Origin of the sequence: Paenibacillus tianmuensis (genome assembly GCF_900100345.1) — a bacterium.
Classification (GTDB): Bacteria; Bacillota; Bacilli; order Paenibacillales; family NBRC-103111; genus Paenibacillus_G; species Paenibacillus_G tianmuensis.
This window is the reverse complement of sequence record NZ_FMTT01000007.1, coordinates 88962-105853: the sequence shown is the minus strand read 5'-3', so window position 1 is coordinate 105853 and position 16892 is coordinate 88962. Positions and strand designations below refer to the sequence as shown.

General features: G+C 56.5%; 11 protein-coding genes. 3 read left to right on the top strand and 8 right to left on the bottom strand.

What is annotated here, in order from left to right:
• Positions 1-130: 130 nt before the first annotated feature.
• Entirely contained in the window at positions 131-937 is an 807-nt protein-coding gene (locus tag BLO51_RS07200) for an AraC family transcriptional regulator (RefSeq protein ID WP_090669010.1), read from the top strand.
• Between the two features lie 40 nt (positions 938-977).
• Here BLO51_RS07200 and BLO51_RS07195 read toward each other — a convergent pair whose 3' ends face one another.
• Positions 978-1205 (bottom strand): 3-dehydroquinate dehydratase, encoded by a 228-nt coding sequence (locus BLO51_RS07195; RefSeq protein ID WP_090669007.1) that lies wholly within the window; start codon positions 1203-1205, stop codon positions 978-980.
• A 242-nt stretch (positions 1206-1447) separates the two neighbouring features.
• Here BLO51_RS07195 and BLO51_RS07190 point away from each other — a divergent pair, with 242 nt between their 5' ends.
• Both BLO51_RS07190 and BLO51_RS07185 read left to right on the top strand, forming a co-directional pair.
• Complete coding sequence (locus BLO51_RS07190; protein WP_245719562.1) at positions 1448-2554, top strand: amidase domain-containing protein; 1107 nt, start codon at positions 1448-1450, stop codon at positions 2552-2554.
• Positions 2555-2632: 78 nt separating this feature from the next.
• On the top strand, positions 2633-4132 hold the full coding sequence (locus BLO51_RS07185) for an oligosaccharide flippase family protein (protein ID WP_167670125.1): 1500 nt from the start codon (positions 2633-2635) through the stop codon (positions 4130-4132).
• A 70-nt stretch (positions 4133-4202) separates the two neighbouring features.
• Here the strand turns inward: BLO51_RS07185 and BLO51_RS07180 are convergent, their stop codons facing one another.
• The 7 genes from BLO51_RS07180 to BLO51_RS07150 all read right to left on the bottom strand — a co-directional run bounded on the left by BLO51_RS07180 (position 4203) and on the right by BLO51_RS07150 (position 16855).
• Positions 4203-7004, bottom strand: a complete 2802-nt coding sequence (locus BLO51_RS07180) for a GAP1-N2 domain-containing protein (protein WP_090669001.1) — start codon at positions 7002-7004, stop codon at positions 4203-4205.
• Positions 7001-8266 (bottom strand): TRAFAC clade GTPase domain-containing protein, encoded by a 1266-nt coding sequence (locus BLO51_RS07175; RefSeq protein WP_090668998.1) that lies wholly within the window; start codon positions 8264-8266, stop codon positions 7001-7003. Before BLO51_RS07175 ends, BLO51_RS07180 begins: the two co-directional genes overlap by 4 nt.
• 14 nt (positions 8267-8280) lie before the next feature.
• Positions 8281-8919: a hypothetical protein gene (locus BLO51_RS07170; protein ID WP_245719561.1), complete on the bottom strand. Its 639-nt coding sequence runs from the start codon at positions 8917-8919 to the stop codon at positions 8281-8283.
• Between the two features lie 18 nt (positions 8920-8937).
• Positions 8938-10236 carry a vWA domain-containing protein gene (locus BLO51_RS07165; protein WP_090668995.1) on the bottom strand — a complete coding sequence of 433 codons (1299 nt, stop codon included), beginning with the start codon at positions 10234-10236 and terminating at the stop codon, positions 8938-8940.
• A gap of 16 nt (positions 10237-10252) precedes the next feature.
• Positions 10253-10801, bottom strand: coding sequence for a GNAT family N-acetyltransferase (locus BLO51_RS07160; RefSeq protein WP_342672342.1), 549 nt, complete (start codon positions 10799-10801; stop codon positions 10253-10255).
• 9 nt (positions 10802-10810) lie between these two features.
• Positions 10811-13204 (bottom strand): hypothetical protein, encoded by a 2394-nt coding sequence (locus BLO51_RS07155; RefSeq protein ID WP_090668990.1) that lies wholly within the window; start codon positions 13202-13204, stop codon positions 10811-10813.
• Between the two features lie 261 nt (positions 13205-13465).
• Positions 13466-16855: a tubulin-like doman-containing protein gene (locus tag BLO51_RS07150; RefSeq protein ID WP_090668987.1), complete on the bottom strand. Its 3390-nt coding sequence runs from the start codon at positions 16853-16855 to the stop codon at positions 13466-13468.
• Between the last annotated feature and the right edge of the window lie 37 nt (positions 16856-16892).

Below are 16892 nucleotides of genomic sequence, written 5' to 3'. Positions count from 1 at the left end.
ACTCCCTGATTTAGGAATAGCTTGCTTATTTGCTCTCATCATACACGAGAATAGCCTAAAATGAACATAAACGATATAATCGTAACATCAACAATTTTGCTATTACTTTTTGCGAATCGGAGAGACGGCCATGGAAGCGGAAGTGTTCACATGCGGTTATTCGTATCACGCGCAGCGGTTTCATACCCATTATAAAACCGGGCTGCCGCTCTATTTGTTCCGGCTGCAGACGGAAGGGGCCAGCGAAGCGGTGATCGACGGCAAAACGCACCGGCTCGGACAAGGGGACCTGCTGCTGCTGAATCCCGGAACAACGTACGAGCTGTTCATCGACGAATACGAAACGACGTCCAAGGGAAGAACGATTTCCAGCGGGGATTACTACTTGATCTGCGGCGGCCGTTGGATGGACCAATGGTGGAAACGCGGAGACAAGCCGACGCTCTCGCGAATCGATCCGGGAGAGCAGCTGCTGGCGCTTTGGCGGCACTTGATCATTGAAAAGCAGCGCCCGGCGGACAAACAGACCGGCGAGCTCATCGGCTGCTTGCTGCAGGCCCTTTGCCTGTCGTTGGAGCGCGCGGCCACGGAAAGCGCCCCCTCCTATGGCCGGTCCTTTACGGCGCTTCGGATGAAAAGGTTCGTGGAGGAGCATGCCACTTCGACGTTCAAGGTAGAGGATGCCGCGCGTCAGGCAGGGCTCAGCGTATCCCGGGCGGTTCATCTTTTCAAGGAATGCTATGGCAAGACGATGCTGGAATACGCGCTCGAAATCCGGCTGGCCGCCGCTCTGGAACGGATGAAATATACCGCCATGACGCTCGAACAAATTGCCGAGAGCTGCGGATTCGGAGGATATTCGTACTTTCACCGGGTATTCAAGGACAAGTTCGGCATTTCCCCAGGCGCCTACCGAAGCGGCGAACGCCGGGAATAACGAAGAACGAAGCCGGGCACAAAAAAGTCTCTACTAAATTTTAGTAGAGAGACAAAGCAAGCGAATCTTTTTCGTTAAACGAATGCAAAATGGCCTCGCAGCCGATCACTTCGATGCTGATTAATGTTTGAAGACATTTCTTCAGCGTCATTCTTCCGTCTTCCACCTTTTTATCCAGCGCCATCTTTAGGAGCTTCAATGTCTTTTTATTCAAGTTGTCGGCGAAAACGGGGATCTCTTTGTTTTGAATGGTTACAAAAACTTTCATCCTCACACCGTCCCTATGTCATAGTTTACTAGTTACTAATAGGATAAATTACGATCATTAAAATAAGCTTAAAATAATATTACAATTTGTCAACAAGTTTCTTAACCATTTCGTTAAAATCCCGATCGTTCGGAAGCGCGGGTTCCCGGAAATCGGCAAGCCAAGTCAAAGGAAGTATGTTTTCCCCGATTTGTCTCATACTAATGCGGGATTGAATGTGTGATGGGATGGAGGGAACCGGCATGCGCCGTATCGCTTGGATCATTGTCTTATCGCTAATGTTGGGCCCGTTTCAAGCCAACGCCGAGCCCTCGTCGGAAACCGAGGAAATCCGCAATTTTCTAACGGAATTATACCGGGCTCGGTCGGAATTTTTAATTCGGGACATGCCGATCGATACCTTTTATTTCGAAAAGGTGCCTACAAGCCAACAGGCCTTGTTTCTTGAAAAAAAGCGGAAAGCGTATTTTCAGGCCTGGGCCAACAAAAGAGGCATCATCGTCCATGGAACCGAAGGGACACTGAAGATCTTTCGTATAAGACCAACCGATTCGCTGGTCAAAGTATCGCTCGTGCACAGGATGAAAGTCACTTATTCGTATGCCCAAGGCAGCGAAACGCCTATCGCATTCGGGCTCGGAACACGGCACGTTCTTACCTTAAAAAAAGAAAACGGGAAGCTGCGGGTGCTTAAAGAATGGTATCTTGACCCGCTTGACATTGATTCGGACGATGCATGGCTTCACCAGCCTTCTTTCGCATCGGAGCCGGAAACCGATAACCTGAAGTCCGATACGATGTCTAAGTCGCCGCAAAAGAAGCGGTACAACCGCGAGAAAGCCGTGGCGTATGCCAATAAATACGCCGGCTCGGCTTGGGGAGCCGGAAACGATAACCGTTACAATCCGAAATACCGCGATTATACCGGCATCGGCGGGGACTGTACGAACTTCGTTTCTCAAGTCATCGGCGACCCGGCCGAAGGCGGAGGACTGCCGATGACGAACGCGTGGAGGTATAGCGCCGGCAACGGAAGCCGGGCTTGGGTAAGCACCGACGCTTTAAAGTCGTTTCTCCTTTATTCCGGTTACGGGAAAGTGATCGCCAGCGGCACCTTCGATCAGATCATGCGGAACCCTTCGGCGTCCGACATCAGGTCCAAGCTGCAGCCCGGCGACCTGATTGCTTATATGTACAATAACGACGTGGACCACTTTGCCGTCGTCGTGGGCAAGGATGAGCAGGGACTGCCCTTGATCAACTGCCATACGACAGACCGTTACCACGTTCCGTTTGATCTGGGCTGGGAAAATTACACCCACTTTGTATTGATTCATATCGCCAATTAGAGAAATCATACGGCCGCCGCCTCGGACATAAGATGAGAGTGGACAACACTTTTCCGTCCGGCCGAGGTGGTGATGCGGATGATTCTGCCCCCGATGTTCAAGCAGATGGCGCTTCGGACAAGCGCAATGTTCATTGTGAAATTGCTCGGGCTGCTCCTCCGCATTCCGTTATTTCGTTATTTGGGTCCGGAAGGAGTCGGCTTGTATCAGATTGCCTACTCGTTTTACGGCCTCGCCCTGACCTTGCTCACCGGCGGCATGCCTATGGCGCTGACTTTGTTCACCGCCAAAAACGCCGGAAACGGCTGGCGGATTTACCGCAACATGTCCGTGCTCTACATCGGGGTATGTACGCTGCTGTGCACAGGCTTTTTCCTGTTCACAAACGAAATTGCGCTTCGGCTCGGCAACGAGAAGCTCGAGCTGGCGATTCGCATGTTTTTGCCGGCACTCTGGCTCGTGCCGCTGCTAAGCCTGCTTCGCGGGTATCTTCAAGGCCTGGAAGCGTTCGGGGCTATCGCCGTCTCCGAACTCGTCGAGCAATCGGTCCGGGTCGGGACCATCCTGCTGCTCCTCTCGATCGGCGCGAGCATCAGCATGCCGCAAGCCTTGGGCACGGCTGCGCTGGGCGCATCGACGGGGGCCGGCTGCGCCTTGGCTTTCCTGCTTGTGATGTTGCTTCGCCATTCACCGTCTTCTTCCGCGAGCGCCACCTCAAGCGAAGCATTGCCGGAGCGCAATCTCCGCTTGTTCGCGCATACGGCGCTTGCCTTGACGGCCACCCGGCTTATCATTCCGTTGTCGGATTTCCTGGAAGCGTCTATCGTTCCTATGCAGCTCCAAGCCTCCGGACTCTCGTCAGGACAAGCACTTGCCATATTCGGCGAAATGACGGGCATGGCGATGACGATCGTCTATATCCCGACCCTGATCACGTTTTCGCTCACTCATACGCTGTCTCCCAAAATCGCCGCCGATTGGCAGGCCCGGCAGTTCGACCGCGCCTTTCGGAGAATCGGCAAGGCTCTAAACTTAAGTATGCTATGGGGAATCAGCGCGTCGCTCTTCCTGTTTACCTTCGCCGAAGAACTGGCGCGCCTGCTGTTCGATCAAGAGAAGCTTGCGACAGCCATTCGCTTGCTTTCGCTCTGTCCGCTGCTTGCGGGACTGCGAGAATTGACGACAAGCGTTCTGTGGGCCGTCGGCCGAAAAAAAGAACCGATGCGCGGCATTCTCGTCGGCATTGCCTGCTCGACGACGATGCTTTACATATTGACGGGGATTCCCGGATGGGGCTATACCGGGATCGCAGCGGGGGTGCTGCTGCTTGAAACGATTCCGGTACTGTGGAATCTTAACGTACTCCGCCGCGATCTGCAGCTTTCCTTCTCCGGGAGGACGCTTGCTATGAACGCCGTCGTCCTGCTGCTGCTAACCAGCGTTGTCACGCTTTGGGGAGGCCGGCTGCTGCCCGCCGCGGGCTTCACCGGAATGCCTCTGCAACTGACGCTCATGCTCCTGACGTTCGCTTGCTCCGCCGGTTATGTTGCGCTCGTCGCCCTAACGCGTCAAAAGTAACGAGCCGCAGCGTCGGAAACGACGACAGCCTGAACCCTTTCGGTCGTGAAAGGATTCAGGCTGCTTTGATTTAGCGTCCGCCGGAATTCGTTTGCTGATCCGGCTTTCCCTTGGCGTTTGGCGGCGTAAACTTCGGGCCGGCGACCGGTTCGGTGGATGTCTGAGCGCCGGAAGCCCCGCCTGGCGTTCCCCCGCTGGCTTTGGATGCGCCGCTTGCCGGAAGCGACGGGCCTTGCATCGGAAGGTCGAGCCGCACTTTTTTGACGACCGGCTCGCTGGCTTTGCCGTATTTGTTCTCCGCCTTAATCTCGATCGTATTATCGCCGATCATCAGGACGACAGGAGCAGATACTTGTCCGCTGCCGACGCGTTGCCCATTCACGAATATGTTCGGGCTCTGATCGTAGCCGCCGTCTGTCGCGCTTGCCTTCACGGTGATAACCGGCTGGGCCGTTTTTTCCGGCAGCGTCTCGACCGTGAGCGTAGGCGCCGGGCGAAGAATCGCTCCCATCATGGGCGTCCAGAACGTGGACAACAGCATAATGATGAGCACAAGCGGAAGCGCCAGAAGGCCTAGCCGAAACAGTTTTCTTTTACGTCGCTGCATAAACTGCACAACGCCCGGAGCCTGCTTCATCTTGATTTCTTTAAACACGTCGGCGAACGCTTCGTTCGGCACGCTAAGCAGCATTTCCTTGATCGGCTTATTCTTGAACGCTGTGGAATCGTGCCGGTCAAAATACCGCGTCACCGCTGCGCGGTAGTGAATATCGATCCCCGAGCCGCCGGAAAATCGCGAGTCTCCCGCGCTCCATAGCATAAATTCGTAGATCGTATCCGTCCCCCGGGTCCGGACGGCTACGTACTCAAGCATCCGGTCAAAGTCATACCCGGCTTCGTATCCGCCCCCGCCCCGGATTCCGGCATCCGGACGGCTGAAGGCGTAGGCGATTTTGCCGAACGTTTCCGGTCCTACCTTATCGCTGAGCGTCTTCTTCAGCAGCTCCTGCGCCCGCTCCAAGTCCAGCGGACCAAGCCGTTCGATGGCTGCTACGACATCGGACGGCTTGCGCTGCTCGAGCGTCAGCACCCGGTACACGGCGGTCAGCAGGTCCAGCGTCATGCGTTCGCCGCTGTTCAGGTTGTGCAAAAGCTCCGGCTGCGGCGGGTCCAGCATAAACTCAAGCTGCAGCAGGTCTTCGTAGCTCAATCCAGTCGGGGTCAGGTCCTCCAGCAATTCGAGCTGGATTTCCAGCTTGATCTGCATGCAGAAGTCTTCGAACTGCGGCTTTCCTTCGCGCTCCGGCAGACGGTCGAAGTAGATGTATGTATTTTTGGCCACTTCCATCCGTCTTGATTTCTCCGCCTTGAGCAGCCGCTTCGTTTTTTTCAATACTTCGTTGCGGAAGAAGTGCTGCAGCAGCAGATCATCCGTGGAGACCAGCCAGAACTTGATTTCTTCCAAAAACTCCTTCATCGATCCGCTCGCCGCGATGCGATAGGCCGCATACTGCTCCGCCGTCTGGGGATGCTGCTCGTGCAGCTGCTTCAGAACGGAGAGAAAGACCGCATTCTGCTTCCGCAGCGGATCGATCAGCGGAACCGCCGCGCGGATATCGCCCGAGGCCGCAGACGCCGCTCGCCGGATATAAAGCGCAAAGCTGGCAATCAGCAGCGTCTTCGTCCCCTCGTCAGCAAAAGCGAAATAATCCAGCAGCGGCGCAACGAATTCCGCCGTAGGCACGCTGTCCCCATCCATCAGTTCCTTGCGGATCAGCTTGCCGAGCAGATCGTTCAGCCGCTTTTTCCTTTCTGCGGTTTCTGCGGTTAGGTACTGAAGGATGCCCTTCACGGTGCCTGCCCGATTTTGCTCGTACAAGCCGTCCTGTCCCTGCTCGATCCGGAACAGCTCGCTCAGCTGGGAGTAGGTCGAAACAGCGAGCGCAGCGGGACCAGCGTCCTGCAACGCTTCCTCGCAAAAATCGTAGAACCGCTCCAGACCTGCCTTCCCCCGGTGCTCCCAAACGTAGTCCAGATACGAATGTTCGGCGCCGGATAACTCCACACCGTGAATCCGCTCATTCGGCAGATCGAACAAATAATCTTTTTCAAGCTGACGGTCGGGAAGACGAATGCTGCCTTTTTCCACAAACATGACATGGTAATGCTGCTTGCCTTCCGGCTCGTTCTGGTACGTGACGAATCCGAGCTGCCGGCGCATCGCATACGGCAGGCAGCGGTAAACGAGCTCCATCAGCCGTTTCGCATCGGCGCTCGCAGCAGACACGTCCGCGTCCAACGCGACGTACACTTTCTTCTTGTTGGTGAGCGACGACATCACGGCGCAAAGCAGCTGCAGAAACCGGGTATGGTCCAGCTTCAATCTACCGAGCAGCCGGTCCGGGTTCTCCGCTTTGCCCGCGGCGTCGCACTCCAGCTCGTCCAGTTCCGGAATCGTCTTCCCCTCTTGAATATCGTAGCCGCTTCGGAAGCCATGAAGGGCAAACAAACGCTGCGGCTCACGCACAAAGGCCTCTTGACGCTCCTTGGGCACAACGTAATGATGCGTGAAAAAAGCGCTCCGCTGTCCGGTAAAGTCGGCGCTGACGTAAACGGTGCGTCCGACCACAAGCTCCCCGTTGTCGGCATGGAAGACGCCGAACGCTTCCGGATAGCGGCTCTCGTCCGCTTCTCCGCGTCCGAGCAGCTCCTGCGGCGCCTTGTACACGCAGTACGGATGTAGCGCCGCTTTAATAAAACCGTTATCGAGCCCGGCGGATTTCGCTACCGTATCGAACCCTTCGTTCGTGCGGAAAATTCCTTCCCGGTCCCGGGTAAAATAGTGCTGCTGAATGTTTCGATCCCGGCTCACGGCGCATCTCTCCTATCGATGTAGTCGAGCTGGTGAAGCAGCCAGATGAACGGTTCGTCCACCCGGGTCGGGCTAATGACACCGGTCACCTGCCGGTTTACCGGATTCGAGCCGAGCGCGGATACGGCGAAGTAGGCGGTATTCTGGAAATACACGTCGACCGCATCCTTGAACGGCCGGTCCACCTTCTCGATAAAACGGCGGATTTCGCCGTTAATGTTCTCAAACTCGGTCTCGTCCAAATAGCCCTTGTGAATGACGTTGCGGAACACGTTGCTGTTGGACTGAATATATTCGCTGTCTTCCTCTTTCAAATATTGCAGCATATCGCTCTTGGTCAGAACGATGGCCGTTGGAATTTTCGTCTTGCTGCCCTGCTGATGGGCGATGAAGTTTTCGAACAAGCTGATGACGACCTCGCGCGGCTCGTCGTAGCGGCTCGCGAACTCGCCTTCCTCCTGGCCGACGTTCAGGCGGATTTTGTCGCGGATCGTGCGGATTTGCAGAGGGTCGACGAGAAATAAAATGCCAGACGAATTTTTAATATGCGACGCGTAAATTTCCAGATAATCGCGCTCCACCATGCCTTCGCCCGCAACATCGAAGAAGACGAGTGTGAGTGGCGCGCGCCGGTCGTCCTTGAACACGAACTGGAAAATAAATGGTTCCTGCTGCTCGTTCGGGTTCGTCGACTCCAGCATCATCCCGCGGTCGAAGATTGGCTCCAGGTAATTCTGGCGGAACTTCCGGCTGATTTCGGCGCTCAGCGGTATGCAGGCCGCGTCGAAATTCGAAGCCGTCGAGGATTGCAGCGTATGGATCAGCGACGTCATATAGACCGATTTGCCGACCTGCGACGCCCCGACGATGGAAATGATGTTGCTCGGCGTTTTGCCGGCCGAAATCGGCAGCTCGTTGTGGCAGCTCGGACACAGCCGCCGCCGCGTCGCCACTCCGTAACGGTCGCTGACCGCCACCAGCACGTTTTCCGAGTAGACGCGGCTCTCTTCCGGGATCGTATGCGGCTCGATCACCGCCTCCATGTCCTGCTGCGACAGGTTGAACTTGCGACGCCATTCGTTCAGCCGCTCGTCTTCCTGCAGCGTAAATTCGTCGTCGTTCTCCTTCGTATGCGCGGCGCGGAACACGACCTCGTCCGGCTCGAATTTATGGAAGCAGTACGGACAAACGATGCTGTAATAAGGCGGACGTTCTTTTTCTATAGGCTTTTTTTCGAAAAACTGCTTGAAAAACCCCAACATGCCAGATCCCTCCTTTATTCTGGAATGAGTTCAAACCGCTCGCCATAGACCGGTCCTTCGGTAAAAAACAACCGGATATAGTCATTTTTGCCGATCTCGATGGGCGGCAGCTCCGTGCGCCCCGGCAGAAAATCGTTCATGAACGGATAAAAGGTCCCGTCTTCCTTATTTCGCGGGGCCGCTCCTTCTTTTTTCACATAGCACAGGGTTTCCCGGGGGACCGAAATTTCGCAGAACAGCCGGATCTGCACGGTTTTGTATTTGCTGAACCAGCCGCCGCCGTATTTGATGCCGTAGCGGATTTTCGCCCGGCCTCCGCTGACGCGGGTCAGATTGTCTCCGTCCCGCTGCAGTAGCGGGGTCAGCCGTCCTTCCAGCATCACGCAAGGATAGATCCGGTAAAAATGCGGCCCCGTAAAGTCGACACGCGCTCGGTAGCCGGCTTTCGCCTTGTATTCCTCGCGGGTAAACAGCTTGAGCCGCTTCGGGTCCAACCCGTCCGGGGGCTGCTCGCCCCCGTCTTCGAAGCTGTCGATGTAGACGTAATTGATTTCCTTCGGCCAATGCCAGGTCAGAAGACATTCGCCTTCCCTGACCTCAGAGGCCGCCTTCGCAATCCGGTACCGCTCGTCAGGTTCACTCCATTGCATCATTTTGCCAGCCCCCCGTCGTTACCGGAACCGCTTGCCGGTCCGGCTGCCGTCTCTTCCGCCATAGCGGCTGCTCTCGCCATCCGGACCGGCATACAGCTCACGCGTTCTGCCGCGGCGAAGACCTGTGTTCGCGCCGGTGCTTTCATGAACGGCGAACAGCAAGGTGGACAGCGACAGCACGACCGCCAAAATCAAGTCCGCCATGGCGCGCACGGTGCCCGGATGCTCCGAGGGCAGGCCGTATTCCAGCGTCAGGCCTGCGAGCAGGCCGGCTACCGCGCCGCCGAGAACGAAGCTGCGCGCCAGGAAGCGATTATCGAACACGATGCCGAGCGACAGCCCGAGCAGCGCGCCGATGAACAGAATCAGCACGACCCGCAGCGCCGCGTGCCAACCGCTGACATGCATCTGTCCCTGCCGTTCGTTCATGAGATGGAAATGATGGTCTTTCACATAGATGTTGCGGAAAGCGTCCGTCACCAGTTCGGCCTGCTTCACTTCTTGGAACGTTCCGCCTGTCGCTTCGGCGATCCGCTGCAGCAGGCGGCTTCCTTCCTCGTTCGGCTGCTTCATCCCGATCGTGTGTATGGTTATGTTTTCCAGATTGTAAGGCTGCACCACCCGGTCGACGTCCACATCGCTGTAGCCGTCCGAGATGAGAATGACGGCTCCTTTGCGCTGCGATTCCTTCTGCATATGGTCGATCGCCTGAGTAAGCGCCAGCGCGATATTCGTTCCATCGATCGGGGCGGGAATCGCGTCGATTTGCGCCAGCACTTGGCTTTTGACGGCTTCGCTGCTGAGCTGCGTCAGCTTCTGCACCCACGTCACCGTATCGTTGAACGTCAGTACGCCGACCCGTTTGTTGCTGTCCATCTGCCCGATCAGCGACTTGACCGCCTGCAAGCTCTGCTTATTCGGGTCGTTCTGCTTCATACTTTCGGACGTATCCAAAATGAGTACGTAATCTTGCGGCCGGCCCGATTTCGCAGAATCGAAATACAGCCCATAGGCCCATTGAAACAGCGCCCCCGCCGCAAACAGAAGAAGAAGCGTGCCGGGAACGAGCAGCTTCCATCCGTCAGAGGCATAGCGGAGACGCCAGTTTCTTCCGTTCAATTGCGGCGACAGGATCTCCGCCAGCAGGCAGCACAGCCCGACGATCAGGGCAAACACCCCGAAATATAGCCCCATCAGCACCGTTTCGTGCAGCGTTCCTTCCCACCAGCTGAGCATCATTTCCCCTGCAATAAATCCAAGAAAGCCACCCACGATGCTGAGCCCGGTCAACAGCGGATTCCATTTCCGACGTTTCATCAGCCTTCCTCACTTTCTACTTCAAAACGTCCTCGTCCAAAAGCGAATACATTTGATGATCTTCCCAAATCCCATTGATTTTCACGTTTTTGCGCGCCAAGCCTTCCGAGCGAAAGCCCGCCTTCTCAAGAACGCGCAGCGAGCCTGCGTTGCGAGGACTCGCGCCCGCTTCGATCCGGTGCAAGCCGGCCTCTTTAAACGCAAACTCCACGACTAGCCGGACCGCCTCGGACATGTAGCCTTTTCCATTATGCCGCTGATCCAGGGAGTAGCCCAGCATACATTTTTGCAGCGGACCGCGCTTCACTTCAAACAACGAGATGTCCCCGATCAGCTCGCCCGTCTCCTTCAGGAAAATACCGAAAGGGTATCGTTTGTCCTGATTCCACTCGTCTTTTCCATTGCCGATATTCGCGAGCTGGGTTTCCAGCGTATAGAAGGCTTCGTCGCGAGCGGGGTTATACGTTTGAAAAAACTCCCGGTTATTCAGATGCAAAGCGAGCAGCGCCTCCGCATCCGAAGGTTCGTAAGCGCGAATATAAATAGTTGAGTTCTTATCGTTCATGCATTCCATTCATCCTTCCGCCGCCGGTTCTTCCGGCATCTCACGTCCGTGAAACTCGTATCCGCTGCGCACATATGTATCGTAGTACCGCCTGCCGTTACGGTAGTACATCAGGTCGGCCATGCGGAACCCGCCCATCAGATTCAGCTTCTCGACGCCGCTTTGCTTCTTCTCATGGATGCAGCCGAGCTTGTAGGTACGGCTTCCGTGATCGACGCTGTACGCATACTGTATCAATTCGCTTTGAAAATCGCCGAAAAAATATTTTTCCTCGTACCGATGCTTATGCGTATAGTTGTAGACGTCCAGCCGGATCGCCGCCTCGCTCTCTAGCGTCACGTACAGATCGCGGTACAGCTCTTCCTTCGTCAGCACCTCACGGTTGTCGTAGCTGACTGCCACGTTCGCCCGCGCCAGCAGCTCCTGCTCGAATGGCTGGTGGAACAGCGGATGGACGAACCATTCCCGCTTCGCCGCCGCAATCAACCTATCGACCAGCGCTTCGTCGCTTTGCGCAAGCAGCGCGGTCACGTTACCGACCCACCGTTCGTCAAAATAAAACTGCGGCCCCCGGCGGTTTTCCGTTTCGGCGGCGATCACTTCGACAACATGGCCGTAGTATTCGTTAATGTTGCGTCCCAGCTCGTCGTTCGTCTCCGAGATGCTGCGGCGGCTCGCGTCGAGCAGTGCCGCTTCGATGTCGTGAAGCTGCTGGACATACCGCTTCATTCGGTCGTGGATCTCTTCCAGCTTCCGCTCGTAGCTCCGAAGCTCGCGGATGGTCAGCTCCAGCAGCAGCAGCTCGTATTTCAAGCCGTAGATTTGCTCAAGCATTCCCCGGGCCAGCGGCTTGACCTGACTCTTGGGCGAAAGAAAACCGAGCAGAGAGCCTTTGGCATACCGCTGATCTTCCACCCGCTCCTCGTACAGCGCTTCGAGGTCCAGCTTGCCGTCTTCGAGCTGCCGCTCGGCCTCCTTGCGCCACTCCCGGACCATGGCGACAAGACTGGGCGTCTCCGCTCCGCGTTCCTGCTCCGAGGTCCACAAGTACATGCAATAGCACCCGTATGACGGATGATCGATCGCTTTGCGCTGCAGCGTTTGACCGAGCCTTCCGGCCCCGTCCCGAGCCTCAAGCGCCGCTTCCATGACCCGGACGGCATTCGTCTCGAAGAAGGTTCGGGCGTTCGCCCCGAACAAAGCCGCCTCCGCCTGCCGCAGAGACATCGACCGCAGCTCGTGGTGCGGCACGTTCTCATAAAGCAAGCCGTACATGGCGTCGACCGGATTCGCCCGCTCGCCTGCTACGGTCCGGACGCTCGCCTCCGCCTTCCTCGGGTCCAGCTCGGCCAGCTCCAGCAGCTCCGTCGGCTGGATAAGCGCGTTATCGCGCATCCGCTGCAGCATCCCCCGGTACAGATGATACAGCACCGTCAGGGCGATCGCCTGATTGGGCCGCGTCACCTTGGCGAATCCCGCGGAGGCGTAAATGCCGCCCGCTTCGCCTGGCGGCATCATGTTTTGCTTGAACTGCTGGTGGTTGTAAGCGCTGTGCCTCGGATCGACCTCGTCAGCGGCTTTGCGGTTCTTGAGCAGGTTTACATGGCACACGATCTCGTAGCACCGCTGCATGCCACCGGCTGCAAATAGTCCGCGTTCGTCCTTGTCTCCGATCATATACACCGTGTCGAACAATGCCGCGTCCCGGTGCTCGACCGGCAGCCGGATGCCGTCGCCCGTCACTTGCAGTTCCGCGGCCAAGCGGAACTCCCGCCGCTGGACCTCGTCCAGCTCGCGCATAAAGCTGACGCCGAGCGATGCCGCATACGCGAAATCGTCGCCCGGACGCTGCTCCTGCAGCAGTCCGTACAAGTCGACGACCACGGAGCGGAAGCTCTCGCCGAAGATCGATTTCATCAACACCGTCAGCTCGGGCACAAGCGCGTTGAGCGGATCGTCCACCCGCGTGACCACGGCGATATTGACCCGCTGCAGCGAGGCGTACAGCCGTCCGAACTCCGAGATGCGGCTGTTCATCTGCCGCAGGAGGACGTTCAATTCAAGCAGCTTCGCCTCGTCCCGGTAAAACTGCCTGTATGCTTCGGCGCGCTGCGTCTTCTTGTCTCCGCCGCCTCCGCCGAAACGGCAGCTGTAGACGTTGTCCCGCGCGGCGGCCTCCTGTGTGCCGGCCTCCGTGCCGATATGTAAATAAACGACGCCGGCGCTGTTGTTCCACTTCTTCCGGTTCAGGTCGTACACCTGTTCCAGCGCCTCTGCCGACCGGTCGCCGACGAACAGGAACACGAGGGGATGGTTGATGCTGCGAAGCTCATCCCCGCCTGTTCCCATGCTGTTTGTTTCCGCGGCGTATGCGCTCGCGAATTGCATCAATTTCTCCCGCATGATCCTGACCTCCAATCGGGGACGTGAAATTAAGCGGGGAGAACGGCAAGATATCCCCCCTCCAGCCGCTCTTGAAACCTGTGAAAGTTGAATTGAAGTTTAATGGTATTTTCACAGATTTCAAAGGCGGACAGCGCAAGCGCTTCTTCCAGGGCATATCTTGCCTAATCTCACTAAATTTCACGAAGTTAACTAAAAAACCGCCGCAGCCTTGGATTCGGCTGCGTATTTATATCGCTATCGCTATGACTTACGAAGCTGTTACTTTAAGCCGCGGAGGATATCGCTCACCTTGCTGGCGATTTGCTTGTAGAATTGGTACATGTCTTCGCCGTCAACGTATTCGCCGCGGTCGTAGTCGAGCGCGGACTTGGCGTCCTGGTAGGCGCCGGCCATGTCCTGCAGCTTCGTCAGCAGGCCGCTGATGTCTTCTTGAGCGGTAAGCTGCTGGCTGAGCTTCGACGATTTGCGCTGGAGCAAACCGAGGCGCTTTGCGTCAAGGGCGCGGATTTTGCGGTAAATTTCGTATTCCGGGAATTTACCCGCCTGCATCAAATTGACGAACGGCTCCCATGGGTCCTCTTCCGCGTCATGGTCGTACACGTACAGCGCGCCCTTTTTGACGATCGCGCCGGTATACATCGCCTCGATGAACTGCTGGATGAATTTCTCCTCGTCCTGATGAGCGGCGAGTACCTGCTCCAGCTCGGCAATTTTCGCCTCGATCCGGCGGTACTTGCCCAACTCATCGCGGACGCGTCGCAGCAGCTCTGGCGAGCGGATCAGGTTCTCCTTCGCCATCTCCTCGTTTACGCTGCCGAAGATGTCTTTCAGGCTGTCTTGCTCCAAGCCGCCTGCCACAAGCGCCTTCAAGTCGGCGACGCAGCGCTTGATCTCGCCGAGGTTCGGCTTCGCCGCGTCAAGCTGCATCGAGTACGACGCCAGCTTTTGCTCCAGATCGAACGGCTTCGTGAATACGCACTCGTAGCGGCCCGTCGTGCCTTGATCCACCGACTTCTCGCGGATGATGCGCAAGGACAGCGATTGGTCGAACACGCTGCGGACGTCGGCGTTGTAATGTTTTACGCGCGTGTTTTCGTACGTGTCGCCCCACGATTTTTCCGGAATCGGCGACGGCAGGTACGTCCAGTTCGTCTTCTCATTCTGGACAAGATGACGTCCGACGCCTTCCGGCTCCAGAATCGAGCGCTCGTAGCTTTCCTCGTATACTTTCAACGGCGTATACAGGAACAGCGGAATGCCGTTCTGGGTGTTTAGCCAGAAGACGCGGTTTTTTACTTCGCTCTCCTTGATCGTGAAGCGCGAGTTCGCGATGGCGTTGTCCTGGAAGTTGCGGATGCCCTTGAAAATATTTGGCGCCTTCACCGGCACGGAGACGAAGCCCCACGACGGGAAATTGAAATGGCCCGAGCTGTTGGTCAAATGGAACACCGGCTTCGCTTCCTCGTACAATCGCCCGGCGATCTTTTGCTCCACCAGCTTCTCCAGCGAATCCTCGTGGCCGTACTTGATGATCAGGAAATCCTCCATCGACTTCGTGATCAGGTCGCTGAACTGCTCGGTCAAAAACTCGGAAATCGAGGAGACGACGTCCACTTCCTGCTCCTTGATCCACTGGTTCGATTTCTCCAGCAGCTCCTGCGTAAAGTCGCGGATCAGCTCGGTGACGTTCTTCTCGTCGGTCACGTCGCCGATCAGCTTCGCCATATCCGGCACACTGACGATATTCCAATAGTACGTGCGGTTGCCCTTGTGATCGACTTCCTCCTGCCCTTTGGTCAGGATATCGCCGTTCTTTTGGAATATTTTGTTCAGCTCGTTCAAGATTTCCGTAAACACCTGATAAATACGCGAGTTGTCGTTGTTGATGAGCGTGTAGAGATCCTCATAGAACTCGATCATCTGCTCCATCCGCTCGCGATCGGAGTGCAGCAGATATTCCTGGATTTTCGCTTCAATATAGGCGTCCTTCTTCTTGTCCTTCGAGATGAACGCGCTCTTCGCTTCGGTCAGCTTCTGTATGGCGGTATCGCCCGCCGCCTCGATATCCCGCGGAATGCGGTACACGTTTTCCTTCAGTGATTCGATATACGACGAGATCAGCTTCAGCAGGCAGAAGCCTTTGTCCTGCAAAACGATCCGCGACACGTAAAATGGCCCCTGCTCGGGATGGCGGAACATTTTGCCCATCTGCTCGGCGAACACTTCCCGGATTTGACCCGGCAGCTGTTTGCGGCTCTTGATGTACTCCTCCCGGGCCCGGGACAGGTAGCTCTGCTCCAGCTCCGTGTCGATATGGACGATCTGCTGCTTGACGACGTTGTTGTAGCTGAGCCGCTCGCTGTTCTGGTAGCCGGGCAGCGGCTCCGGCACGCTTTTGTCGAATTCGCGGTGGATCGAATCCGGGTCAAGGCCCAGCTTGTGCGCCAGCTTCTCGACGTCCTCTTGACTCGGACCCGCCTCGAACATTGTCGACATACGCTGAAATACTTTATAAGCCAAAAACGTCGTCATTTCCTCGATCGGCAGGACCGCGGACGACGCGCCCAAAATATTGTATTGATAGTTCGCCGCATACGTCTTCGGCATCTGATTGATGTTCGTGCGGATGTTGCTGATATAGTCGTGAATGGCGAATTCCTCGCCGGACTGCTTTTGCTCGCTTGCCATAAAGTTCGTAATGTTCTCCGCCGTCACGTTCATGCAGTAGTCGTACGCATTTTCGAGCTGCTTGCCTTCGAGGTTCGTTGCCGAAATGAGGTGCGCGAGGTTAAAAGGCGGCATCGGCGAGTTGACCGTCAAAATGTTCGCGTACTGCTGCTTGAAACGGTCGCCTCGTTCGTCGACGTTCATCCAGTAGTCAAGCTCCTTGAGCGCCGCATAACCGTTCTTCTTGATATATTCGCGCGAATGCTCGGTCAATGCCTTGTTCGCTAAATTGACGTCCGGCGTGAACAGGTAGCCGAGAATGCCGACTTTGTCGACGCCAGCCGAGCCGTAATCCCGCTCCAAAATGCCGCGCACGATATACGCGATATCGAGGAAGCAGCCGCTTCCCGTGCCGCCGGAGATGCCCGTCAGCAAGAACACCATCAGCTTCTTGTTCGTGCCGACCGACAGTGTCTTGATTTTGCGCTCGATCGTCTGTACGACCTGCACGATCTTCGTGAACAGCAGCAGCCGACCGGCTTGCCGGACGCCCGAAGCGCCGTTGATGCCGTCCGTAATCGTCAGCTCCGGCGACAGCCATTCTTTCATATACGGCTCCAAAATGCTGCGGTTTTGCAGCACGCTGCCGATCTCGGCGTTCGACAGCAGCACGAATTCGGTCATCGGATCGAGGCCGATGCCCTTGTACCGCTTGTTGCGGTCGTACTCGTTCGTCTCGAACGCGAGAAACTCGATGTTGTCGGGCTTCTCGCGCTTTTTCTTCGTGAACGGGTCCTCCGGCAGCTTGAACCGCCGGTTCACCTGATACTTGAGCCGCAGCAGCGCATCGATACCCGTTCCGCCGAGACCGATGACCAGCATCGGGTTGTCGATCGTGTCGACGCGGATTTTCTCGCTGACAATGCCACCGCCCAAGGATACGTCCAACTGCTGTATATGCTCTCTGACTACTGCTTTCATGTCCGGACTCCTCCTGTTACCAAGGCCAAATGGGATA